The organism is Corynebacterium pelargi (assembly GCF_014635485.1).
GTDB classification, from domain to species: Bacteria; Actinomycetota; Actinomycetes; order Mycobacteriales; family Mycobacteriaceae; genus Corynebacterium; species Corynebacterium pelargi.
Window position 1 is genome coordinate 255,764 of sequence record NZ_BMCX01000002.1, and the last position, 23,312, is coordinate 279,075.

General features: G+C 58.5%; 17 protein-coding genes. 9 read left to right on the top strand and 8 right to left on the bottom strand.

Annotated elements, in window-relative coordinates; genetic code table 11:
* The first annotated feature begins 331 nt into the window (after nucleotides 1-331).
* On the top strand, nucleotides 332-751 hold the full coding sequence (locus IEU99_RS04945; protein ID WP_128890497.1) for a YccF domain-containing protein: 420 nt from the start codon (nucleotides 332-334) through the stop codon (nucleotides 749-751).
* A 51-nt stretch (nucleotides 752-802) separates the two neighbouring features.
* On the opposite strand, the gene IEU99_RS04950 is transcribed toward IEU99_RS04945, so the two are convergent.
* On the bottom strand, nucleotides 803-997 hold the full coding sequence (locus IEU99_RS04950; RefSeq protein ID WP_128890496.1) for a hypothetical protein: 195 nt from the start codon (nucleotides 995-997) through the stop codon (nucleotides 803-805).
* A gap of 245 nt (nucleotides 998-1,242) precedes the next feature.
* Here IEU99_RS04950 and IEU99_RS04955 point away from each other — a divergent pair, with 245 nt between their 5' ends.
* Complete coding sequence (locus IEU99_RS04955; RefSeq protein ID WP_128890495.1) at nucleotides 1,243-1,725, top strand: hypothetical protein; 483 nt, start codon at nucleotides 1,243-1,245, stop codon at nucleotides 1,723-1,725.
* A gap of 52 nt (nucleotides 1,726-1,777) precedes the next feature.
* Here IEU99_RS04955 and IEU99_RS04960 read toward each other — a convergent pair whose 3' ends face one another.
* The 3 genes from IEU99_RS04960 to IEU99_RS04970 form a co-directional block, all read right to left on the bottom strand.
* Nucleotides 1,778-3,859, bottom strand: a complete 2,082-nt coding sequence (locus tag IEU99_RS04960; protein WP_128890494.1) for a PhoX family protein — start codon at nucleotides 3,857-3,859, stop codon at nucleotides 1,778-1,780.
* 121 nt (nucleotides 3,860-3,980) lie between these two features.
* On the bottom strand, nucleotides 3,981-4,823 hold the full coding sequence (locus IEU99_RS04965) for a mechanosensitive ion channel family protein (RefSeq protein WP_123960910.1): 843 nt from the start codon (nucleotides 4,821-4,823) through the stop codon (nucleotides 3,981-3,983).
* A gap of 41 nt (nucleotides 4,824-4,864) precedes the next feature.
* The gene (locus tag IEU99_RS04970) at nucleotides 4,865-5,698 is read right to left on the bottom strand and encodes an SDR family oxidoreductase (protein WP_128890493.1); all 834 of its coding nucleotides are present in this window, start codon (nucleotides 5,696-5,698) and stop codon (nucleotides 4,865-4,867) included.
* A 398-nt stretch (nucleotides 5,699-6,096) separates the two neighbouring features.
* Between IEU99_RS04970 and IEU99_RS04975 the strand changes: the two genes are divergently transcribed.
* From IEU99_RS04975 to IEU99_RS05005, 7 genes are all read left to right on the top strand, one after another.
* Complete coding sequence (locus IEU99_RS04975) at nucleotides 6,097-8,772, top strand: hypothetical protein (protein WP_128890492.1); 2,676 nt, start codon at nucleotides 6,097-6,099, stop codon at nucleotides 8,770-8,772.
* Between the two features lie 183 nt (nucleotides 8,773-8,955).
* On the top strand, nucleotides 8,956-9,990 hold the full coding sequence (locus IEU99_RS04980) for an ABC transporter substrate-binding protein (RefSeq protein ID WP_229718392.1): 1,035 nt from the start codon (nucleotides 8,956-8,958) through the stop codon (nucleotides 9,988-9,990).
* A gap of 18 nt (nucleotides 9,991-10,008) precedes the next feature.
* Nucleotides 10,009-11,724 carry a hypothetical protein gene (locus tag IEU99_RS04985; RefSeq protein ID WP_128890491.1) on the top strand — a complete coding sequence of 572 codons (1,716 nt, stop codon included), beginning with the start codon at nucleotides 10,009-10,011 and terminating at the stop codon, nucleotides 11,722-11,724.
* A 38-nt stretch (nucleotides 11,725-11,762) separates the two neighbouring features.
* Nucleotides 11,763-12,944, top strand: coding sequence for a hypothetical protein (locus IEU99_RS04990; RefSeq protein ID WP_128890490.1), 1,182 nt, complete (start codon nucleotides 11,763-11,765; stop codon nucleotides 12,942-12,944).
* A 23-nt stretch (nucleotides 12,945-12,967) separates the two neighbouring features.
* Nucleotides 12,968-13,981, top strand: a complete 1,014-nt coding sequence (locus IEU99_RS04995; RefSeq protein ID WP_229718393.1) for a FecCD family ABC transporter permease — start codon at nucleotides 12,968-12,970, stop codon at nucleotides 13,979-13,981.
* Complete coding sequence (locus IEU99_RS05000; RefSeq protein WP_128890489.1) at nucleotides 13,978-15,027, top strand: FecCD family ABC transporter permease; 1,050 nt, start codon at nucleotides 13,978-13,980, stop codon at nucleotides 15,025-15,027. The genes IEU99_RS04995 and IEU99_RS05000 overlap by 4 nt, the downstream gene beginning before the upstream one ends.
* Nucleotides 15,027-15,872: an ABC transporter ATP-binding protein gene (locus IEU99_RS05005; RefSeq protein ID WP_128890488.1), complete on the top strand. Its 846-nt coding sequence runs from the start codon at nucleotides 15,027-15,029 to the stop codon at nucleotides 15,870-15,872. Before IEU99_RS05000 ends, IEU99_RS05005 begins: the two co-directional genes overlap by 1 nt.
* A gap of 98 nt (nucleotides 15,873-15,970) precedes the next feature.
* Here the strand turns inward: IEU99_RS05005 and IEU99_RS05010 are convergent, their stop codons facing one another.
* From IEU99_RS05010 to IEU99_RS05025, 4 genes are read right to left on the bottom strand one after another with little or no spacing between them, the layout of a single operon-like run.
* Nucleotides 15,971-20,011, bottom strand: a complete 4,041-nt coding sequence (locus IEU99_RS05010) for a non-ribosomal peptide synthetase (protein WP_128890487.1) — start codon at nucleotides 20,009-20,011, stop codon at nucleotides 15,971-15,973.
* On the bottom strand, nucleotides 20,008-21,348 hold the full coding sequence (locus IEU99_RS05015; RefSeq protein ID WP_128890486.1) for an alpha/beta hydrolase: 1,341 nt from the start codon (nucleotides 21,346-21,348) through the stop codon (nucleotides 20,008-20,010). Before IEU99_RS05015 ends, IEU99_RS05010 begins: the two co-directional genes overlap by 4 nt.
* Entirely contained in the window at nucleotides 21,348-21,587 is a 240-nt protein-coding gene (locus IEU99_RS05020) for a phosphopantetheine-binding protein (protein WP_128890485.1), read from the bottom strand. Before IEU99_RS05020 ends, IEU99_RS05015 begins: the two co-directional genes overlap by 1 nt.
* Nucleotides 21,588-21,615: 28 nt before the next feature.
* Nucleotides 21,616-23,283, bottom strand: coding sequence for a (2,3-dihydroxybenzoyl)adenylate synthase (locus IEU99_RS05025; RefSeq protein WP_128890875.1), 1,668 nt, complete (start codon nucleotides 23,281-23,283; stop codon nucleotides 21,616-21,618).
* Between the last annotated feature and the right edge of the window lie 29 nt (nucleotides 23,284-23,312).

Consider the following 23,312-nt stretch of genomic DNA (forward strand, 5'->3'; position numbering starts at 1 on the left):
TGGGCTCCTGACAAGAAATGGAACCTTGTATACGCACCCGTGGCGGCGCTGTTTGTGGGAATCATCTTGCGGATCACAGATTTGGATTGGACAGATGATGGGGTTCGACCTGATAAGTTCAGTAATGCTCAGGTCGTGATGTACGCACTAGGATGCTTGGCATGGTGGTATTTGGTGATGAATCCAATTTATTACCTAAACCGCCGATGGCGTTTGAAGAACCGCACTGAAGAGGGGAATGCGTACCAGGACGATGAAAATCGCTGGCCCTAAGTCTGTTGGAGGGCTGCTCCTGCATCAGACCCGCGTGCTTGGACTAGGCTTTGTTCTTATGAAAGCCCTTCACGTCATCCTTAATGTCATTTGGCTGCTCACCGCAGGTATCTGGCTGTGGCTTGCCTACTTCATCGCTGGTGCCATCGCCTGCATTTTCATCATCACCATCCCCTTCGGTGTGGCCAGCTTCCGCATCGCCAATTACATCTTGTGGCCATTTGGCCGCGAGGTTGTTGATACCGGCAGGGGCGGCGGCATGTCGATGCTCGGCAACGTGATCTGGTTCGTAGTGGCAGGTTTGTGGCTCGCTCTGGGGCATGTCGCCACTGCTATTGCGCAGGCACTCACCATTATTGGTCTGCCCTTGGCCTGGGCAAACCTCAAGCTCATTCCTGTGACCTGCTTCCCCTTTGGCAAGAAGATTGTGGATTCTTCTGATGCCAAGGCAACTATGATTCCGCTTGCTCGCCCTTAAAGCAGCATCGCAATCCGCGCACCACGTACTGTGGTGCGCGTTTGTTTTGGGTTAGTTGCCACGCCTTGCTTTGATTGCCAGGATGGCTGCGATGCCAAAGCCTGCAAAACCTGCCAGCCAAAGCGCGAGTGTGACCCACGATGCTTCCACGTTGACGGCGCACAGGAGCGCAGCGCCACTGAACAAAGCGAGCACGCAGATGATGGGGGTGAGTGGGGATCTCGATGCGTTGTTTGGTGATGTCATGGCATTGCCTTCCTTCCATCGCTTAGACAATCGCTACGGGTGGTGTGCGCCTTTTCGCTTGGAAAGCATCGGGCGTTGCAATACCCGTAATGTGCTGCGTGTAACTATCAGTGTAGGTGGCGTGTTAAAAACAAGGCTGTAGCTACTATCATCGCCAGCTTTGACCAAGCATGCTCGCTGCTGGCCTGGCTGAATAGGTCAGCAGCTCGGAAGGCAAGAACGCAAGATTTCAAGGAGGCGCTAACGTGCTCGCTGCACTGCTCACCTGCGTTGCATTGCTCGCGATCACCATCGTGGCTGATGCGCCTGGTTGGCTATACGTGCTCACCATAACCTGTGGCACATTCGGCATCGCCCCTTTCGTGGGCAACTCGCTTGTTCGTATCATCCCTGAGTCGTTTTGGCAGCGTCTGCGCCTTTCGCGGGATTCATCGCGCCGGCTGGGGGTGAAATGTTTTAACTCCACGCTCACGCGCATTGGGTGGAACACGCTTGTGTTCGAGATGCGTGGCGATGATCCCTGGAATCCACGCCACATGCAGGCAGCCGCGGCAGGCCACGGTTGGGGCTTTCTTATTCACCTCGTCGCTAGTGTGTGGGCCTGTTGTACCCAATCCTGCTTGGCGGCAGCCATCTTGGTGGTATTGGGCGTGCTCTTGCATCTGTATCCGGTGCTCTTACAAATCTATGTGCTTACCCAACTGCGCGAGCACAAGATTGGCAGGTAGCACAACACCCCAGCAGGCCTCGCTGCTGGGGTGTTATGGCAGGTAACGTAGCCTAGTTGCCTTCGCCGATCTTACCCTTGGGGTTCCACACCACCGCTACACCTGGGCGTGGAGGGGTCTTGCCTCCATCTGGCCAGTGAGAGGCGGGGTTTTCCACTGTGGCCTCATCGGTTTCGCCGGGGTGCTGCACATTGACCAGCACTCGGTCTTTGGTCACGATGGGTCCGCAGGTTTCTGCTCCTGTGGGCACGGTGAGGAAGCAACGGGTATTGCCGCGGTTTTCACCTTCGAGGCCGACGGCATAGAGGCCATCATTGGAGCCGAGTGCGTTGCCATCGGAGGAGATCCACAAGTTGCCGTGATCATCAAAAGCGAGGTTATCCGGGCAGGAGATCGGGGATACCTTGGATTTATCAAAGCCGCCGAAATAGCTATAGGCAGCCTCGGGATCACCGCAAACGAGCAAGATATTCCACTTGAACTTCTCGCCGGCGTGATCGTCGTCAAGCTCCATCACGAGGCCGTTTTTGTTCTCGGTGATCGGCGCCCATTCTTTGGCGTCTTCTTTATTCTTCTTCGCGTCCTTGCCCGTGGCGCCGCGGTAGGAGTTGTTGGTCAGTGCAACATACACCTTGCCGCTGTGCTTATTTGCCTCGAAGTCTTCTGGGCGGTCCATCTTGGTGGCCCCTGCCTCATCGGCTGCGAAGCGGGTGTACACGGCAACTTCTTCTGGGCTCATGCCATCGATATGGGATTTCGCCCCATCCTCATCCACCGTCAGCAGCGGTACCCAGGTGCCTTGGCCGTCGAAAAGCCCATCGCTGGGTAGCTCACCGGAGCCGTCGATTTCTTTTTCGGGGGAGTTGCCGTCGAGCTTGCCCACGTACAGGGTGCCGTAGTCGAGAATGCCCATGTTGTGGGCGGTATCGCCCTCTTTGATCTTGCGGGAAGAAACGAACTTATAGATGTATTCGAAGCGTGCGTCATCGCCGGTGTAGCACACGACGGTGCCATCGGAGGTGACATAAATATTGCCCGACTCGTGCTTGAAGCGGCCGGCGGAGGTGTGCTTGACGGGCACAGAGTTGGGATCAAGCGGATCAATTTCTACTAAGTAGCCAAAGCGGTTGATCTCATTGGGCTGCTTGGCCAGGTCAAAGCGTTCATGCAGGCGCTCCCACTGGCGCAGCGTTGGGCCTTCCTCGGAGCCGAGGCGCTCACAGTACTTCTTGGCCTGCTCATCTTTGACGTCTTGGTAGTTGGCAAAATAGGGCTCGAAGTTTTCCTCACCGGAAAGGTAGGTGCCCCAAGGAGTCATGCCGCCGGAGCAGTTGGCAATGGTGCCAAGCACTGTGGTGCCCTGAGGGTCATCTTTGGTTTTTACATACTCGGTGCCGGCGAGCACACCCTGGATCTTCATGGGGGTGGTGGCGGTAATGCGGCGATTTAGTGGGCCAAATTCGCGCTTGAGCTCGCCTTTATCGCCCACCTTGGATACTTCGAGCACGCTTTGGCCGTGATTGGCCAGGCCGATATTGATTTGCTCATCGGTGGGATTATCCACGTCGTAGCCAGGGAACATGTGCGGCTCGGTGGTGTATTCGTGGGAGCACACATACACCATGCGGTTGTCGTCGCTGGGGTGGTCCATCAGCCCGGCGAAGTCATTATTAAAGCCGAATTGGCGCTCGGCATTGGCCGCGGTTTGGTTGTTGATGTCGAATTCCGGCACGCCCTCGAACATCGGATCACCCCAGGCGATCAGCACGTTCTTGTCGTAGCCTTCGGGTACAACAACCTCGTCTTTTTTATTGGGCTCAACCACGGGGAAGTTCATGCCCTGAGGCAATGCGATGTTCTTGGCCTCGCTGCTGGCTGCGGCTTGTGCGGTGCTGCTTGCCGCGCTGCTTCCTTCACTGCCGCAGGCTGCGAGTACCTGGGCGCCTGCGAGTGAGGCCACCGCCACGCCGGAGCCCTTGAGGATCCCGCGACGGGAGACGATTGCGCCAAAGTACTGGTTATTCGATTGATTGGTGGGTTCGCCCAGGCAGGCGTTACCGCACTTGTACTCGCAGGTTTTTGCCGATCGGCTTGATGCAAATGAGCTAAGTAGATTTAAGCCCTTGATCCCCATGTTGCTGCGCTCCTGAAGTGTTGTCCGAATCTTGTCCGGCACTTCACGCTAGGAGCTTCAGGTGTCAGCGCGATGTGGCAGAAGTGAATCAAGGGTAAACAATCAGCTTTTCGACGCCACCCTACTCACCACCGGCGAACATCACCGTATTATCCGGCCCAAACTCGATACCGGCTTTGCGTAGATCGCTGGTCACGGCAACGATGGCTGCGTCGAGTGCTGCCACGGTATCCATCTGGCGCGAACCAGACCAGAAGCGAACCTCCATCGTGGCCATACCATCGGCTACCTGGCGCAACACGGCCACCGGTGCTGGGGATTCGAGGATGGCATCGACCTTTTCTAATGCCTTGACCGCTACTTCACGAGCCTTTTGGAAGTCCTCGGCATGCCGGATCTTGACATCGAAATTGGTGCGCACCCACTCGTGGCGGGTTTGCACCGTGACGATGGAGGTGTGCAGCGTGCCATTGGGAATCAAGACCTGGCGGCCGGAGAAGGTGCGCACCGTGGTGGTGGAAAGGTTGATATCGGTGATGGTGCCTGCAACATCACCAATTTGGATTTGGTCGCCCACCAGGGGAGTTTCTCGCATCAAAATGACAAGGCCTGCGAAGGTATTGCCAAGCACCGTTTGGAAGGCGATACCGGCTGCAATGGAGACAACGCCCAGCCCGCCGATGAGGTTCACGGGTTTGACCGAAGGAAAGACGTAGGTAATCGCTGCCGCGACGGCCAGCGCAATCACCACCCACTGCGTAATCGAGGAAAACGCCCGGGCGGAGGCCTTGGTTCGGTGGGCAATCTTCAGCAGCGCCTGGTTCACAATCAGCTTGACTATCCAGGCGATCAGCGCGCCAACGGCAATGATGACTAAGCCAATGCCGAGATCATGCCAAGTAAGCGATTGAACGGCCTGTTGTACCTGGTCGGCGGGATTATCAGCGGCGAGCGTAAAAGACATGAGAAAATTGTAATGTTTCAGCGTCTAAAACGCAGCACGCCCTACTCGCTGTGTTGTTGCCACCACTGCACCACGCTCATTGCTTTGTGTCCCGTGAGCTTTTCCACGTGATCTGTCACCCCATCGAGCTCACCATTGGCAATGGCGGTGTAGGTGGAGATCCAGGCATCGACCTCCCATTCCGGGGCATTGTACGAAGCTCTGGATTCGCGGGCCTGCTCGAGTGTTTCGTTGATATAGCGCACCGGGGAACCAAGGAAATGGCTGGCGATGGTGGCAACTTCTTCCATGGTGATGGCCGCAGGTCCGGTGAGTTGATAGGCCCGATCGCGATGTTGTTCAGGCTGCGCCAACACCGCCGCGGCGCTGCGTGCTACGTCCTCGCGGCTGACAAAAGCTGCTTTGCCATCGCCCGCCGGGCCACGGATTGCACCATCGACGATGAACGCGGCTGTGGCCTCGGTATAGAAATTGTCTTGAAGGAAGGTGTAGTGCATACCGGAGCGTTTGATGTACTCCTCGGTGGCATAGTGCAGCCGAGCATGCGCGAAGGTGGCATCTGGCGCGGCGCCATAAAAGGAGAGGTAGACAATGTGTTGGACGCCTGCCGTGCGTGCGGCGTCCACTGCGTGTTGGTGCAGCTCTAAACGATCATCGCGTTCGGTGGTGGAGACTAAAAAGACCACGTCTTGGCCTTGAAACGCTGCGCGGAGCGTTTCGGGTTTCGCAAAATCGCCATAGACCCAGCCCGGTTCTTCTCGTGGGGTGCGCGATAGTCGGCTGATCTGAGCCTGGGGTGCGAGTTGGCTTAAGTTTGCTGCGGTGTGGCTGCCGATAAAACCGCTGGCGCCGGTGATCAGAATCTTCGTTGTCATGTCCACGAGTGTAGCGTCGAAAAGCTTTGGGCGCCGGGGCGGGGATGGCATTGATAAGGGGCGGGAAGGTTTCGGAATGCAAAGTGCGGATCGGGCAGAGGGGGTGATATGCAGCTTTTTGCTACCCCCGGAGCCGGGCAGGATTCGCAGTTTGGTGATTTGGCAGCAATGAAAACGTTATCGAAGTGCCCTGCTCGTGGCGCTGGTGGCGATTTTTCGGCGTAGAGCTGCACTTCTTAGGTAACACTTAGATCATTGACTAATAGGTAAGGCTTACCTTAAATTGGCGCCAGCACAGCCGAGGCCGTGCGGCGCCTGGCCACCACCTCCAAGGGAGTTGGATGCCGAGGCGAGAGTGAAAACCCCCTGTTTCCTCCCTTAAGGAGCACCCCAGAACTATGAAGCGCTCAGCTCTACCCCGCCGCGCGGCGGTTGGAATGCTCGCAGCGACGATGGCGATCGCGCCATTTATGGTCGCAGTCCCTCAAGCCGGTGCTGATGAAACGCACCAATGCGCCAATCTAGAAATTAAGCCCGGTCGCGGAATCGGCGAGCTCAGCATGGACACCTCCCGGAATTACAAACCAGGTGAGGTAGTCACAGTGAAAGGCTCCGGATTCGAGCAACGCCCCGCCGAGGGCGGCTCCTTCTCCTTCAAGATCGACGATAATAAAAACAAGTGGCCCGTCGACCAGCCCGATGCACGCTTCGAGAAGATCTCCCAGCCGGAACCCCAGATCATCATCCCCGCAGAATCCATGCTTTCTGCGGATGGAAGCTTCGAAGTGCAGCTCAGGCTGCCTGGTGACCTCAAAGACGGCGCGCACGTCATCCGTGTGCTCACCGGTAATGACGGGGGCTCCATGACCTCCCAACCAGTGAAATTCACCGTCAATTCCGGTGCCAATGATGGCCACTGCGGAACCGTGATTGAAGGCAACCAGGATGGAGCAGCTGAAGGCGCTCAACCATCCGAAGGTGGCAACCAAGACGGCGCCACCACCGAGACCCCAGCCGAGCCAGAGAAGCCGGCAGAGTCCGAAAAGCCAGCAGAGCCTGAGCAGCCCAGCGAGACTGAAAAGCCTGCAGAACCCGAAGGCAACCAGGGCGGCCAAGAAGGCGGATCCGAAGAGCAAGCCAACAGCAGCGATGCCTCGGCAACCGCGAGCGACGCCAAGAACAACGACCGCGGTCAGACCGTGAGCGCGAATGTCTCCCTTGAAGGCTTCACCCCCGGTTCCAAGGTAACCGCCACAGTGAACGGCCAAGCAGTGCTGTGGGGAAGTGGCCGTAACGCAAGCGCGGATCCGATCACCATCGGTGAAGACGGCACCTTGAACACCGCTGTCACCCTGCCCAAGGGCTCTGCTCCCGCCGGTGAGAACACCATCGTGATCACCGCCGACGATGACAAGACCGCAGAAGCAAAGATCACCACCACCGCAGGTGTGCAGGCATCTTCTACCAGCGCTAATGCAGAAACCACCGTTACGGTGTACAACCTGCCCGATGGTGCCAAGGTCACCGCGGTAGGCGCTAAAGGCAAGAACTACTACACCGGTTCCGGTGTCGACGCCGATAACCACGTCGCTGTCGTCGAAGGTGTGAAGCTGCCCAAGGACGCACCAGTAGGTGCTGCACTCGAGGCAACCTTTAGCCACAACGGCGCAAACCACACCGTTGCCGGTCCGAAGATCACCGCCGATAACTCCCCGGTCGCTGCCGATAGCTACTCCAGCATCTCCACGCAGCTTCCATCCGGCCTGTACCAAAGCGCGGCGAACACCAACACCAACGAGCTCTTTGTTACCCGCGCGGTAGGCCGCCCGCCGATCAAGGAATCCACCCTGTACAAGCTGGATGCCACCACCTTGGAGCTCAAGCAAGAGGCCAACGCATCCGCGATTGACCCCAACAACCCCGACGCTGGTGTGCACGCAGTCTACGGTGTTGGCCTGGATAACCAGCGTGGCCTGGTGTGGACAACCAACACCCGTACTGGCTCTGTTGCCGTGTACAAGCAGTCTGACCTCTCCTTGGTCAAGCAATTCCCCTCGGGCATCGTCGATCACGCACGCGATGTTGTAGTGGATGAGCAAACCGGCAAGGCGTATGTTTCCTCGCCTACCGGCAGTGGCATCATCGCTGAAGTAAGCGCCGACGGCAGCGTCCGCAATATCGAGCTCGGCGACTTCGGCGGCACCATGTCCCTGGCATTCGATCAGGCAACCCGCAGCCTCTTTACCGTGTCGCTTTCCCAGCCCAAGGCAGCCAAGGTTGATCTGGCCTCCGGCGATATCACCGTCATCGACCTGCCAGCCAACGATGTGGATCGTGGCTCCGGCGTTGCCTGGGACCCAAGCCGCGGCAACCTCTATGTGGCATCGCAGGGTAGCTCCAACGTTGTGGTGTACAACCTCGAGCAGAAGCAGCTTGTAGCAGAAGTGCCCACCGGTGCTGGTGCCCTCAACGCTGTCTATGACCCGGTCCATGACCGCGTGTACGTGACCAACCGCGGTGGCGGCACCGTCACGGTACTCAATGCCGAAGACTTCCAGATCGTGGCCAACCTGCCTGCTGGCGGCAACACCAACCACACCGCACTCGGTGCCAATGGCGTGGTGTACACCGTGCAGAAGTCTGCCACCACCAATGACAAGGGCGAGCCCACCAACACCGTGTACCGCTTCGCGCTCAACGAGTCTGCCCCCGCGCAGCCCGGCGGCACTGAGCAGCCCGGTGGTACTGAGCAGCCCGGCGGCACCGAGCAGCCCGGCGGCACCGAGCAGCCCGGTGGTACTGAGCAGCCCGGCGGCACCGAGCAGCCCGGTGGCGAAACCCAGACTCCTGGTGAGGGCACCGAAGATCCCGGCCAAAACGAGGGCGGACAAACCGACGGAGGTAACACTCCTGCTCCTGAGGAGCCTGAGCAAGGCGGCGTGTTCAAGCCTGGCCGCGTGGTGTCCTTCCTCTTCTCCGCAGTCACCTCCCTGCTCTCCATGAACTGGGTATTCCAGCTCACCGTAGCCTTCGGTGTGCCGTCTTGGATTAGCAAGTGGCTGCCTCGCTGGTAGGCCAGCACCTCTTGCATTAAGGCAAGAACCGCCCAATGTGGACGGCAACGTCTACAAGCAGGGCAAACCATAACCGCGGGCGGCAACGCCCGCGGTTATACCCGCACCTAAATCCCAAATACTTCGCGCTGAAACACGCGCAGCGATCGCTGACATAACTAAACACATTTAAAGGAACCCACCATGCTCACAATGCGCCGCTCGGCTACACATTGGCTCTTTGTTCTGCTCGCACTGCTGATGGCACTCTTTCTGTTCGCCTGCAGCTCAGAGGATGCTTCTTCCAACAATGCTGCTGGTGAAGGCAACACCCGAGTAGTGAAAGACAGTGACGGTGTAGAAGTCACCGTTCCTGAGCGCCCGCAACGTGTGATTACCTTTTCTGAACCCACATTGGATTCGGTCTTAGCTCTAGGCGTAAAGCCTGCCGGCACCGTAGCTGGTCGTGGTCTGACCACCGTGCCGGCATATCTCCAGGAACGTGCCGGTGACACTCCTATCGTCGGCAGTGTCGGCCAACCCAATTTCGAGGCCATTGGTGCTTTAAACCCAGACATGATTCTGGTGGATGGCACCAGCGTGAATAACAACCCTGACGTGATGGCTGCACTTGGAGAGATCGCCCCCACCGTCATGACTGGCTACGCCGGTGGCGACTGGCGCAAGAACTTCGCCATCGTTGCAGATGCCATGAACATGAATGAAGAAGGCAAGAAGGTACTCGAAGAGCACGATCGCCTTGTTGCAGAAACCTCCGCAAAGCTTGAGCCCTTCAAGGACAAGACCTTCTCCATCGTTCGCTGGCAGGGCAATGGTGCCTCCTTGATCCTCAAAGAACTTCCCGCAGGTCAGTCCCTGGAAGAACTCGGCCTGAAGCGCCCTGCAAATCAAGATAAGTTCGGTGGCGGACACTCCGAACCTGTGTCGAATGAAAACCTGGGCGATATCGACGCCGATTACATCTTCTTTGGCACCCTCGGTGGCTCCTCAGTTGGTAACCCCAATGCAGGTGGCAATGCCGACTCCAACGCTGCAGGCGCCTCGCTCGATGAAGCCCGCCAGGTACCAGGCTTTGACCAGCTCACCGCGGTACGCGATAACCACGTGATTCCCGTCGAGGGTTCTGCTTGGACGTCCACCGGTGGTCCTTTGCTTGTGCAAAAGATTATCTCCGACGTCGATACCCTGCTCGTGCAAAACCCTGCCATGCAGCCCTAAGCCAGAAGGTTTCTAGCGATGAATAGTGCTATTCAACCCCCGCGGCCCAGTGCTCAGACCTCTCGGGCCTTGTTAGGAGGACGCGCCAAGCGATTGGCCGCCCTTGGTGCAGGACTCGCCCTTGGCGTATCCCTCCAGGCAGGCAACGTGGTGTCCTTCATCCCGGTGCAACCTGCTCATGCACAAGATGCACAGTGTGCCTCCGGTGCTACACCTGAATTTGATGTTGCTGCAGAAGCCGATGCGCAAAATCAACTTCGGATCGTTGGTACGGGTTGGTGTAATTCCGAAGGACTCGGTGGTGCAAAGATTGCCGTGAAATTGGATGAGGGCAATATCAATCACCTCGATACCTCACTGCATGAAAACACCACCATTTGGTACATCATCGAGGCACAAAGCGACGGCAGCTTCGATGTGAATATGCCCTTGCCGGATGGCACCAATAGTGGAAAGTTGGGCTCGAATCCCACCTTTGGCCCAGGTGAGCACTCGATTCGCCTTTTGTCTGGTTCCTTGCAAGAAGGCGATGTGCGCGAGACACGCCCCACTCCTTCAGAGAAAAAGGAAGGCAAAGGCCGATTCTTGCTCGGTGAATACAAGCCCAATGGTCTGCCAGATACCGTCTTTAACTACGACAATGACTTAAGCAGTGACAAGAAAAACGGCGTGAAGGTCAGCACCAAAGGTGACAAGATTCAGGTGCAGGTGCCTTCTGCCCAGCCCGGCACCTGGGTGTACCTCTCCGCCTATAACGAGTGCGGGCAAACCAATGATCCCTACGGTGAGCAGTGGTTCCAGCTCGCTGAAGGCTCGACGGTCACTGCTGCGCTCAAGCCTGTCGACGCCCTACGTGGCAACGTGAAAATCACCGTCCAAGACGGCAGCCGCGGGGCTGGGCAGAAGCTGATTGGTTGGGATTATCTTGATTCCTCCGGCAAGCGTCCGGGTTGTGCCGAGCCCGCCGAAAGCGACGAGGCCGAGGATAACCAAGGCGGCGATGCGCAGTCGGATAAGCAAGAAACAAGCAAGCCAGAAGGCAACTCGGGTGCCGCTGAAAAAGGCAGTAGCGATCACCACGACGATGCTGATAGCAACACCTCTAGCTACTCCGGTGGTGGCACCAATCCGAGTAGCACCATTGCCCTAGGCGAAGACGCCGAGGCGGTATCGGGCGGTTTTTATGCCACCGATGATTCCTTCAGCGGCGGTGGCGGCGATAGCAGCGGTGGAGGTTTCACAGATAGCGGCTTTGATAGCAGCGACGATAGCCAACCGCGCCCGGATCACGATCCGGAACCGCCGGTGAAAAAGGCCTCGGAGCTTAACGACGACAACGCCGGCGAGGTCGACGCCAGCTTAGACGGCACCATCCTTTCGCTGCACGCAGAGCCAATGGCTGCTGGTGACTGGGTGTTCCTGCACTCCTATAACCCAGACCCCAAGGCATTGGGGTGGGTGGAAGCTGATGTCGACGGCAACGTCTACATCGACATCGCCGGGCTCAAGAAAGGCTCGCCCAAGATCACCTTGACCAGCGCAGATGACGAGTTACTGGGCTGGGTGCTGATCGATCTGGGTGATGAATCCAATGGCAATCGCCCCAGCGTGCGTACTGCTTCTTCTCAAACACCACTCATGGATGGCCGTGACTGGGCATTGATCATCGGCGCGCTTTTCGCCGTTGGTGTCGCCGCAGGCGGATTGATGCTTGGGCGTCGATCGCGAAGCTAATGCCCAGTGTTTTTCAAAGCAACCAGAAAGTCCGAGACATGAACAAGATCTCTCCAAAAGCAATGCTGCGCAGCACCGCTAAAGCTTGTGCTGCTGTATGCGCTGCCGCTGCCTTGGCCCTCGCGCCGAGCTTCGTGCCTCAGGCTGAGGCACTGCCGCCCGGTGGAGCCAATGGCTCCAATACGGGCAATAGTGTTTCCACCGTTTCTCCTACCACGGTGCAGCGCTGCGGCACCTTGAACTACCAGCTTCGCAATTTCGCCCCCAACACGATGGTGAGCGTGAAATTCGATGATGGTCAGCTTTCAAGCCAAGACCAGTCCCAGCAGGGCGCTGGCGTGGTGGCTCGCCAAATGAGCGATGCCAACGGCAACGTATCCGGCACCTTAAATATTGGCTGCAATTTCCCCACCGGCTCGCACTGGCTGCGCTTCCTTGCCACGGAACGAAAAGGCGACTCTGATCGAGAAACCCTCGGCTGGAGCAACCGAAGCCCCAACTTCACCGTGGTAGAAAAGGCCTCGAAGCCAGCCACGCAAGGCCAGGCATCTGGCGGTAACCAGGGGGCGAAGGAACAAAAGCCTGCCACCGGTGGCCAGAAGCAAAACCAAAGCCGAGGCAATGGCGGATCCAATAACTCCGGCGGATCCAATAGTGGCCAAGGCAATCAGCCCAAGGCCAAGAACTCCATCAGCCTCAACCGCGGAGGCAACTCCGGTGGTGCCAGTGGCGGCTCCGGTGGTGCGGGCGCACCAGGTGGGGCACTTGATTCGTCGCCAGGCGAAGAAGGCGGCGAGGGTGAGGACGCATCCTTGGCCGTGCTCGATGAAGGCGACGATGGCTCCAACGGCCAGGGCAGTGAAGGGGCGCAACAAGACAACACGCAGCTCAGTGCCGCTTCGCAGAACCGCAAGGATCGCGCACCAATCATGGGCGCGGTGATCGGTGGCGCCATTTTGATTGTCGGTTTCGCCGCCATGGCCTTGTGGTACACCACCACTGAGCGCCGTCGCCGCGCAGATGCACAGCTTTTAGGTGCTCAGCAGCAGGTAGTGATGCCAGATGCCGCCCAAGGCGGGTATCACGATGAGGCCTCGCACCCCAGCACGGCTACCTTTAGCCCTCAAAGCTATGATCCGCACGCGGATTATGGCCCACCCCAAGGCCCACAGGGTCCGCAGGGTTCTCAAGGCCCGCAGGGCCCGCACTCACCACGCTAGATGCTTGGCCAGGTGTGGTGTACGTGAGAAAAAATACCGTGGCAGTACTGGTGCTGGTGCTACTAGTACTGCTGAGCATGGGATTGTCTATGGCCATAGGCTCAAATCTCATTCCCTTCCGCACGGTGTGGCAGTCGCTGTGGCATCCAGACGGCTCTTTCGAGTCGGTCGTGGTCACCCAACAGCGTTGGCCGCGAACACTGCTGCTGATTGCGGTGGGCGCGGCCTTGGGCACGGCGGGTGCGCTGATGCAGGCGCTGACCCGCAACCCCTTGGCTGATCCCGGCATTCTGGGTGTCAATGCAGGCGCATCCCTCGCCGTGGTGGCGGCGGTGGCCGTGTTTGGGATATCCACGATTTCCTTTTATGTGTGGTTCTCATTTATCGGCGCCGCGCTCGCCGCCGTGGCGGTGTACATCATTGGCAGCACCACCACCGCGAGCATCGGTACCGCAGGAGGCCCGCCGAATCCTTCGCGTTTGGCCTTAGCTGGTGTGGCGGTAAGCATGGCCATCCAGGCGATTGTGCAGGTCATTATCTTGACCAACCAGCAGGCATTCAACGAGTTTCGCTTCTGGGCTGCAGGCTCGGCTCAAGGACGCGGCTTTTCGGTGTTCCTCACCGTGATTGGATTCATCCTGCTGGGGCTCGTCCTTGCCTTCCTCATCACGCCAGCGCTCAACGCCATGGCGCTTGGCGACGCCGCCTCCACCGCCTTGGGCGTGCGCCTTGGATTGGTGCGAGCAGTGGTGATGTGTTCAGTGACTCTGCTCGCTGGCGCAGCTACCGCCGCAATTGGTCCAATCATGTTCGTTGGCTTGGCGGTGCCCTATGTAGCGCGCACCATCGCGGGTGCAGATTGGCGCTGGATTGTGGCGCTCTCGGCCCTGGGTGCGCCCTCGTTTTTATTGCTTGCCGACGTCCTCGCCCGCGTCGTGGTGATGCCCAATGAAATTGAAGTGGGTTTGATGTCAGCCATCATCGGTGGCCCGATCTTTGTCGCCTTGGTGCGCCGATCGAAAGTGAGCGCCATATGAGCCAATTCAAAACTGTCTCCCTAGGATCCCGCCGCCCAATCACCGTGCGCATCGCACCACGCAGCGCCTTCGTCGCCCTGCTTCTTGCAGTGGTGATTTGCGTGCTGGGAGCCTTCGCACTGGTTACAGGCGAGTACCACATGACCATCGCAGAGGCGCTTCGCGCACTTGCCGGTAACTCCCAAGACCGTCTGGCTAATTTCTTTGTCCAACAACAGCGTGCGCCCCGCGTGCTCGCAGCCATCATTGTTGGCGCAGCCCTAGGTGTATCCGGCACGATCTTTCAATCCCTTTCCGATAACCCCCTGGGCAGCCCAGATGTGATCGGATTTAGCACCGGTGCGGCCACCGGTGCGCTGCTACAAATCATCGTCTTTTCTGCCACTCCAGCCGGTGTGGCCGTAGGCGCACTCTGCGGTGGCTTGGTTACAGCCATGGTGGTGTACGGACTGTCCTATGAATCCACTATGGGTGTAGGTGGTGTCCGTTTGGTGCTGGTAGGCATCGGTGTGTCGGCCATCTTGCACGCGGTGAACTCCCTGCTGATTGTGCGAGCCTCGCTGGCAAGTGCTCAAACCGCAGCGCTGTGGTTGGCAGGCACACTCAACGCCGTCAGCTTCGACTCCATGCGGCTATACGTGATCGCCATCGTGCTGTTATTGCCGATGGCACTGATGTTGAGCCGACCCTTGAACACGTTAAGCAGTGGAGACGACATTGCCACCAGCGTTGGCGTGAAAGTTCGTACACGTCGCAGCCAATTAGTCGCCATCGGCGTTGCCTTGATCGCAGCGGCCGTGGCCATCGCAGGCCCTGTGGCCTTCGTTGCTTTGGCGGCACCGCAGATTGCTAAACGCCTCGCGCGTTCTGGCGAATGCGAAATGATCGCATCAGGCCTTTGCGGAGCGATGCTGGTGCTGGGTTCAGACATCGCCGCTCAGCGCCTTTTTGCTCCTACACAATTGCCCGTTGGCGCAGTCACCGGCACCCTCGGCGGTGTGTACCTGGTGTGGCTGTTGGTTTATCAAAGCAGGAGGTCTCAGTGATGCCTACTCATCACAGCAGCGTCGCAGCAAGCGTTGCACCACCCCACGATCAAGCAGCCGCCATCGCAGTGCGCGACCTCGTTGCGGGCTATGGCAGGGGAGCTCGGGCGAAAGAGATTCTGCATTCGGTCGACGTCGATATCCGCCCCGGCACCTTCACCGTGATTGTTGGGCCAAACGCCTGTGGTAAATCCACATTGTTAAAAACCATGGCTCGCTTATTGCCCGTAGCTTCTGGGCAGATCGATATCCACGGTCGCTCACTTGAGGCTTATGGCACCAAAGAGCTTGCCCGCACCATGAGCTTTTTGCCCCAATCGCCACTCACACCAGAATCCATCGTGGTAGAAGATCTGGTTGGCCGTGGTCGCTATCCGCACCAAGGGCTCGTCCGCCAATGGTCACAAGCCGATGAGGCAGCAGTAGAAGCCGCGATGGTCCAGGCAGGAGTAGACAACCTTCGCGGCAGGGTCGTCCAGGAGCTTTCCGGTGGGCAACGCCAACGCGTGTGGTTGGCCTTGGTGCTGGCACAGCAGACACCGATTGTGCTGCTTGACGAGCCAACCACCTATCTGGATATCACCCACCAGCTTCAGGTGCTCGACGTTGCCCAGGAGCTGCAACGCTCGGGCAAAACGGTAGTAGCGGTGCTCCATGAGCTTTCTTTGGCGTTTCGTTATGCCACCGACCTGATCGTGATGAAGCAAGGCCGCGTCTTCGCAGCCGGGCGCGTTGATGAGGTGGTGACCCCAGAGTTGGTATCCGAGGTCTACGACGTGGACTGCGATTTAGTGCTCGACCCGCGCACCAGCCGCCCCATCTTGGTGCCGCACCCCCGCGGCTAGCGGCAGCAACACCGCGGCTAGCGGCAGCAACACCGCGGCTAGCGGCAGCAACACCGCGGCTAGCGCAAGAATCACCGCGGCTAGCGCCGGGGGGGGGGCTAAGCAAGCAGCGCCGCGACCCTAGCCAGGGTGGCAGGATGGACCATCTCGGGGTGGCTGATGCCAAGCGGATGGATGCGCAGCTCGGCGGTGTGTGCTTCCCACAAATGAGGATCGCGCACCGCCTCTGCTGCCTCCTGTGCTTGTGAGGTTGCTGCCACGGTGGCTTGGAAGAGGTCGATGCTGCCTGGGTAATAGCTGCTGCGGTGTTCGCGCATCAACCTCGCGTTGTGGCCTACTACTTCACTTACTTCGGCCAGCACCTCACTTGGCAGGTGCGCAAACGGTCCGCCGCTGTTGCTTAAAGCCTCTCGCAATTGCACGCGTGCGCGTTGTGGGTCTTGGGTATCAAGCACAGCAGGATCGCATCCTGCCATGGTGGCAATGCCTTGGAGCTTTTCAATCTCTGTTGGTGCAGGCAACGCCGCCCAGGCTTCTGCTGGGTAGGCATCTAAAAGGAGCACTCGGCGGCACTGAAAGCCAAAGGATGGGGCGCAGGCAGCAACCTCATGGGCAAGCACCCCACCTACAGACCACCCCACTACATCAACGTCAGTGACACCCAACATGGTGCACATCTGTGCGATGTCTTCGGCTGCGATCTTGGCAGCTTCTGCCAACGTGGCTGGCCGTGGGCTGGTTCCGTCTACTCCGGGTGCCTGGCATGCATACACACCTCGGGCAGGATCAAGTTGGGCTACTAAGCCCGCATAGGACCAGCCCAGCCCGCCGGCGGGGTAGAGGCAGATCACGGGAATGCCTTCACGGTGGGCTCGCAGGCTTAGCCATCGGGCGGTTCCTGTGTTCTTGCTTGGTTGTTCGGCGTCGAGCTGGCGCAGTGCATTGGCCAGCGCATCAACGCTGGGGGCTGCAAAAACGTCGGCTACGCGCACCTTTGTTCCCAGCGCATTGGCTAGAGCGATGGCCTCAAGGGAGGTGCCACCTAAATCAAAGAAGTTATCTTCTGTTCCAACAACTCCTAGGTTCAGCACCTCGGCAAAGGCCCGTTGTACTTGGGCGGTGTGTGGGTCTTTGGAAAGCTCAGCACTGCCTTGGTGTTCTACCTCCGGCAGCGGCAGCGCCTTGGTATCGAGCTTGCCGTTTAGGGTCATGGGTAAACGTTCCAGCAAGATGATCGCACTTGGCACCATATAACTGGGCAGCGCTGCTGTGCAGGCTTGGCGTATGGCGTGGATGAGTGCGTGCTCATCGGCGTGTGCATCGCTGGGGATGGCATAGCCTAGAAGCCTGCTGCCTTCGTGTACCACGGCCACGGCCTGGGCTACGCCGGAAACGTGTTGCATGGTCGCGCTGACTTCTCCAAGTTCGAGGCGTTGCCCGCGCAGCTTGACCTGGCCATCGCTTCTGCCGTGGTAGAGCAACGATCCATCGGCGCGCCACGAGGCAAGATCGCCGGTGCGATACATCCTGCGGTTCTCCTGGCATGCGGGTGCAAAAGGATCTTCGACAAATTGCTGTGCTGTTAGCACTGCTTGCCCAAGGTAGCCGTTGGCAAGTTGCACTCCGGCCAGGTAGAGCATGCCGCGTGCGCCTACCGGCACGGCTTGTTGCCAAGGATCGAGCACATAGGTGCGGGTATTCCACACCGGCTTGCCAATGGGAATCACACGATCTTCGGGCCTCACGGTGTGGGCGGTGACGTCAATGGATGCCTCCGTAGGTCCATAGAGGTTATGGACCTGCACATCAAAGGTGCTGGCAGTGGCATGGGCCAGGCCTGCATCCAAGGCTTCCCCGGAGGTGATGACATGTTTGAGGCAATCAAGATTAATGTCTGAGTCGCGTTGGCTATTAAGAAACGCCCCCAGGGCACTGGGCACAAAGTGGCAGTGGGTGACACCGGCGCTATTGATATGTTCTGCCACAGCTACTGGGTCGAGGTGTAGTTGCTCGGGCAAGATCGCGCAGGGTACGTCGTGGCTAAACGGCAAGAGCAGTTCCCATACAGAAACATCAAAAGAGCTCGGCGTTTTCTGCATAATGCAGGCCTGGGCTTCTCTGCTGATCTGGTAGTACTCCACCATCCATTCCAAGCGATTGAGCACACCGCGATGCGGCACGGCAACAGCCTTCGGTTTGCCGGTAGAGCCGGAAGTAAACAGCACATAGGCGGTGTGTTCAGGCTTGGGCAGCTCAAGGTCTGCCAACCATGCGGGTTCTTCAAAGCTTGGTTGCTGCCCTGCGCGGATGTCGGTGGAAGAAATCCGCAACGTTGCCTTGATGCCCACCGCGGAAGCGTCGAAAGCATCCCAAACGTCGGTATCTGGAATCACCAGCAGACGAGGTTGCGTGCGTTCGAGCATGTAGGCTCTGCGAGCTTCGGGCAAGGTGGGGTCCACCGGCACCCACTGGGCTCCCAGTAGAAGTACTGCGGCAATGCTTAAGCTTAACGACGCACTGCGCGGCAACCCGAGCGCCACCATATCGCCACTGCGAACCCCCAGGTCGTGCATCTTATTGGCAATGGTGGTGATCACACCCCAGGCTTGATCTGCCGGAAGTTCCTGTTGCGCAAAATACAACAGTGGCGCGGCACCATCGGGTGTTGCATGCAGCGCTGCCGCACGCTGTTGGTGCAGCAAGTGGCTCAGCGTGGTGGTGGAATCCCAGGGCAGCAAGTGTTGAGTGCGATTAAACACCTCGATGCACTGTTGCTGTTCTGCTTCAGTTGCGATGCTGATATCTGAAAGCCGTCGCGTTGGGCTGAGCTTGGATGCTTGTGCAAAGAACGCAGCCATGCGGTGTGCATGAGCCTCGATCATCTCCTGATCTTTTGTGCTGCCGTGGGCAAGCAAGAGGCAATCCCAGCCGCCATTGGGGGCAGATTGCAAGACCCATTCAGCATCAACCACAGGCCCTGCACTGAGTGTGCGAATTTCGCATTTCACACCAGCAAAGCAATAGCTGGGGGTAAAGGGGCGAATATTGATCGATGGGCCAAGCAGCCTGCGCGAGGGATCGCTGAGCCCATGGAGCCTGCGAATATCTTCTAGCCTGATCGACGCATGCGCACGAGCCTGACCGAGTTGCTGTGCCACACCAGCGATGCTTTCTTCCAACTTCGGAGCCATGCCAGGTGCTTGCACAGGGCAGGAAAGCGCGATGGGCAACACGCTTGCTACAGGGCTCATCGCTATTGTTTGTTGGCCAAAGGGGCGATGCATCATGGGCAAGCCCAGCGTGATCTGTTCGGTATGCGTCATCGCAGCGGTGTAGTGAGCAATGAGCGTACAAGCAATATCGAGCTCTGTGGCACCACTTGCTGCTGCGATCTTGCGCAACGCGGCGCGGGTTTCGGCAGCAATATGCGTCTGGGCACTCAGGCTATGTGGCCGCTTGGAGCCGTGGGTGTGGGCTATCAGCGAAGGTGGATCCACAGGCAATGATTGTGCGCGCCAGTATTGTGCGCATTCGGTACTAAAAAGCTCATCCTTTGTGGCAGATGCCTGGCTAAACGGGCTTGGTGGCAGAGCCTGCTCCTGGATCAAGGCGGTATAGCAGCGGGCCACCCAAGCAATAAAGGCATTGACCGCAAATCCATCGGCCACAATATGATGCACGCGCATCACCCACACAGTCGTGTGGGATTGAGCCTGATGCGGGATGCTAGCTACTACATGATGGATGAGCCCTGTCCCGCTGATCTTTTGGGTAGATGCAGGGGCTTGATCCACCAGGTGATGTGCCCAACGCGCAAGTGCTTCTGTGGAAGTATCGCTTACCCCCTGAGCTTCTATGGTGCGGGGATCAAGCACCTGCACTTTATGGGCCACAGGCTGGTCAGGAATGCTCATCACCGGCTGCTGTGCTTCGGTGAAAAAGCTGGCAGAAAACTCCGGTACCGCCCTCGTGCAGTGCTCGATGGCGCGTGTGAGGGTGTCACTATCCACGCTGTGATATGTGCCAGCGGCATCCTTGGTGGGTCGAAGGATCACCAGCTCGGCGCATTGGCATTGCTCAGGGGTGGTGGCATTGATAAACCAATGCGCCTGCTGGCCGGCGTTGAGCAAACGCTTCACAGTAGGGTTGCCTTTCCGGGTGAGTGTTGATTGTTGTTGCCTAGGGCTTCGGCCAATAATTCGATGAGGTTTTCGCGCCACCAGCAATAATCGTGGCCGCCATCTTCTACAGCCACGGTGCACGGCCAGCCAGCGCGTTGGGCGGCAAGGCTCAACAGCAGCACCCTCGGCAGCAGGGGAGTTTCGCGTGCGCCTACGGCCAGCAGCAGGGCAGGGTGGTGCTTCGGTGCAGCAAGGGCGTATTGCTCACTGATCCAGTCAACCACCCTGCTGCCCAGTGCACTCGGCGTAGCGTTTTCACCTGGTGCCCACCACATAGACGGCGACTGCGCCACCGCGGCAGCGATGTGCTCTGGGAAAAGTTGTGCACAGCGCAAGGCCAAGATGCCGCCGAGGCTTTGGCCGGCTACCACCAGGGGTTGCCGGGCTAGGGTATGCGGGCTTTCTTGCTTATCGAGCACCTCCTGCGCCCACTGCTGTGCCCAGGGAATGACTGCTTGGGCAAAATCATCATTGCCGCCGAGCACGCGGCGTCGGTCGGGGATGTCATTAACACCAATGCCAATAACGGCACAAGGGGGCAGCACCCCTGCGGAACAGGCTGCATCCAGGGCATCTGCGAGGCTGAAGCGGCGGAACCATGAGTCGGCGTCGAAAAGCACCACGGTGGGCAACGGCTTGTCAGTGGAAAGCACTGGCGCTGGAACCCACAAAAATACCGGCCTTTGGCCTAAAAGTTCGGCGCTTGCCTCAAAGAGGTGGCCAGAGTGCAGCCGATGGCCTTCAAGGCAGCGTGCTTGGGCGCCGGGTACTGGGGGGAAAAATTGCGGCGTCGGTGCTGCCTGGCCGGCAAAATGCGATAAACCCCGTGGTCCTTGTTGGGCAAGTGCCGGGCGTGGGGAGTGGGGGTCGAGCAGGTGTCCCTCGGTGCCGTGGGCGGCGTGGTGGCGTGTGGGGCCATCGCCGCCATTGCCGGTGCGGAAGCCATACGAGCCCTGATAGCTTGGGGGCAATATAAGTGTGCGCACCCACCAGCGTGTGCCGGGAATATGGTGCATGACACCTTGTGCATAATTATCTTTATCGGTGATGCGATTGAGAAAAAGATGCACACTTGCCTGATCAGCGGGAGTGTCCTCCGGGAGCTGGAACAGGAAGGTGTGGCGATTGCTGCCTTGCTCGTGCAGGGGAGTGCCCAGGCACACCAGCGCATCAATGACTTGCTCGCAGCGCTTCGGATCTTTATGCCCCAAGGCGCAAAGCTCGTCTTCATCAGCAAAACCCCTGGCCAACCAGGATCGGTACGCGCTCGAAGGATGTGTGGAAGTCTCTGCCATTAGGCGTTCAACTCCGCGATCCACTCGCGTGCGGTAGGCAGCGCCATCATTCGGTGAAAATCAATATCTGCGCCTGCTGCACGCCAGCTTTCAATCAGGGTGATCATTCTTAGAGAATCCAAGCCCTGTTCGCTGAGCAATGCGTCTAAATCCAGCTCGGCTGCTTCAATCTGCAACATTGCGGCAATGTCGGCCACAATACGATCCTGCTGGAGTGCTTGGGGTGAGGTGTCATTCATATGTCAGGCTCCTAAAACTTCAGACGGCTCAAACGCTTGTGTTTGAGCGCTGGGCATCGAGGGTGTCGGCAAGCGCTCGGCGGAGTTGCTTACGGCTAATCTTTCCCACGCCAGTGACGGGGAATTGGCGCACGAAGCGAAAATCGTCGGGGATCTTATACGCCGCTAAGCCACGGGCTTTTAGGTGTGCTCTTAATGCCTCGGCATTGCTGCGGTGCTGGCTGCTATCGCCGGCAATATCCTCGGCAACTAAGACGAAGGCGCAGCTTCTTTCACCCAAATAGGCATCCGGGATAGCCACTAAGGCGGCGTCTTTGACCAGGCTGTGGGCAAGGAGGTGATCTTCAATTTCCTCAGCGGAGATCTTTTCGCCCCCGCGATGGATCTGATCTTTATCTCTGCCCTCTACTACCAGGTAACCATCCTCGCGGCGGCGGACGATATCGCCGGTGCGATAAAAACCCTCCTCGTTAAAGCTTCCGGCATCCACCCCGCCCAAATAGCCGCGGATGGTGTAGGGGCCGCGAGTAAGCAGATGCCCTCGCTGCCCAGCAGGAACCTCCTGGCCGTGATCATCAACCACCAGGACTTCATCGGCAGGGCTCATTGGGCGGCCTTGGGTGTGGATGCATACCTCGTGCGGATCATCCAAGCGGGTGTAATTAACCAAGCCTTCTGCCATGCCAAATACCTGCTGCAATTGGCACTGCAAGGTCTCAGCCACACGGCTTGCTGCCTGCGGGGTAAATTTTGCACCACCTACCTGCAGCACCTCCAGGCTGGAAAGATCAAAGCCCAAGGCCGGAAGGATATTCATCCACGCCATCGCTAGCGGTGGCACAGCCGCAGTCATGGTGATGGCTTCAGCTTCAATCAGTGCACCCACCGTGCTTGGCGATGGATCAGCGCAAAACACCACCGTGCCGCCGGCATAAAGCACACCTAAGATGCCGGGCGAAGACATAGTGAAGTTGTGGCTTGCAGGTAATGCCACCAGAAACCGTGTGGCGGTGTTGAGCTTGCAAATCTCGGCCGACCTGCGCACGGAATAGAGGTAGTCTGCGTGGCTTCTAGGAATCAGCTTTGGCACACCGGTGGTGCCACCGGATACCTGCAACATGGCAAGCGCATGAGAGGCTGGCAGATCCACGGACTCGAGCCCAGCAGATGCAGTGGGCGAAGGTGGCTGGGTTGCACCGCCTGCATCTTCGCCGTGGAGCAGCACAATTAAGTCCGGATAGTCGCGTTGCAGCTCGGCTGCTAAGGCTTGGTGCGAAAAGCCTGCGTGTTGTTGGCAGGTGCTCAGCCCTCGTGCACCGGCTGAGCGAATGAAATGTTCGATCTCGCTTCTTCGGTGGGCAGGAAGTGCGAACACCGGCACCGCCGCCATGCGCCACAGCGCGAATACCTCAATGAGGTATTCCAACACATTGGGCAATTGCACGATCACCCGATCCCCAGGGCGAATCCCTACGTTGAGCAACTGCTTCGCTCGTTGTGCTGCGGCGCGGTTGAGCTCCTGATAGCTCAGGCGGATTTGTTGGCCATCAAGGCGGTTGGCCACCACTGCCTCTTGGGTGCCAAAGCGCGAAGCCGCATCGTCGAGGAACTCGGCAAATGTTTCATCCGTCCAATAGCCTGCCTGGCGATAGGCTTGTTCGACACTGGCCGGATACAAGCTGCCTGGAGCAGGCATCGCCACCGTGGGAATGGCTTGGGGGTAAG

Bases quoted from the DNA above. Each gene is read 5' to 3' on its own strand.
- IEU99_RS04945 (WP_128890497.1), top strand. From the start codon at position 332: ATGAAAGCCCTTCACGTCATCCTTAATGTCATTTGGCTGCTCACCGCA.
- IEU99_RS04950 (WP_128890496.1), bottom strand. From the start codon at position 997: ATGACATCACCAAACAACGCATCGAGATCCCCACTCACCCCCATCATC.
- IEU99_RS04960 (WP_128890494.1), bottom strand. From the start codon at position 3,859: ATGGGGATCAAGGGCTTAAATCTACTTAGCTCATTTGCATCAAGCCGA.
- IEU99_RS04965 (WP_123960910.1), bottom strand. From the start codon at position 4,823: ATGTCTTTTACGCTCGCCGCTGATAATCCCGCCGACCAGGTACAACAG.
- IEU99_RS04970 (WP_128890493.1), bottom strand. From the start codon at position 5,698: ATGACAACGAAGATTCTGATCACCGGCGCCAGCGGTTTTATCGGCAGC.
- IEU99_RS04975 (WP_128890492.1), top strand. From the start codon at position 6,097: ATGAAGCGCTCAGCTCTACCCCGCCGCGCGGCGGTTGGAATGCTCGCA.
- IEU99_RS04980 (WP_229718392.1), top strand. From the start codon at position 8,956: ATGCTCACAATGCGCCGCTCGGCTACACATTGGCTCTTTGTTCTGCTC.
- IEU99_RS04985 (WP_128890491.1), top strand. From the start codon at position 10,009: ATGAATAGTGCTATTCAACCCCCGCGGCCCAGTGCTCAGACCTCTCGG.
- IEU99_RS04990 (WP_128890490.1), top strand. From the start codon at position 11,763: ATGAACAAGATCTCTCCAAAAGCAATGCTGCGCAGCACCGCTAAAGCT.
- IEU99_RS05000 (WP_128890489.1), top strand. From the start codon at position 13,978: ATGAGCCAATTCAAAACTGTCTCCCTAGGATCCCGCCGCCCAATCACC.
- IEU99_RS05005 (WP_128890488.1), top strand. From the start codon at position 15,027: ATGCCTACTCATCACAGCAGCGTCGCAGCAAGCGTTGCACCACCCCAC.
- IEU99_RS05015 (WP_128890486.1), bottom strand. From the start codon at position 21,348: ATGGCAGAGACTTCCACACATCCTTCGAGCGCGTACCGATCCTGGTTG.
- IEU99_RS05020 (WP_128890485.1), bottom strand. From the start codon at position 21,587: ATGAATGACACCTCACCCCAAGCACTCCAGCAGGATCGTATTGTGGCC.
- IEU99_RS05025 (WP_128890875.1), bottom strand. From the start codon at position 23,283: ATGCCTGCTCCAGGCAGCTTGTATCCGGCCAGTGTCGAACAAGCCTAT.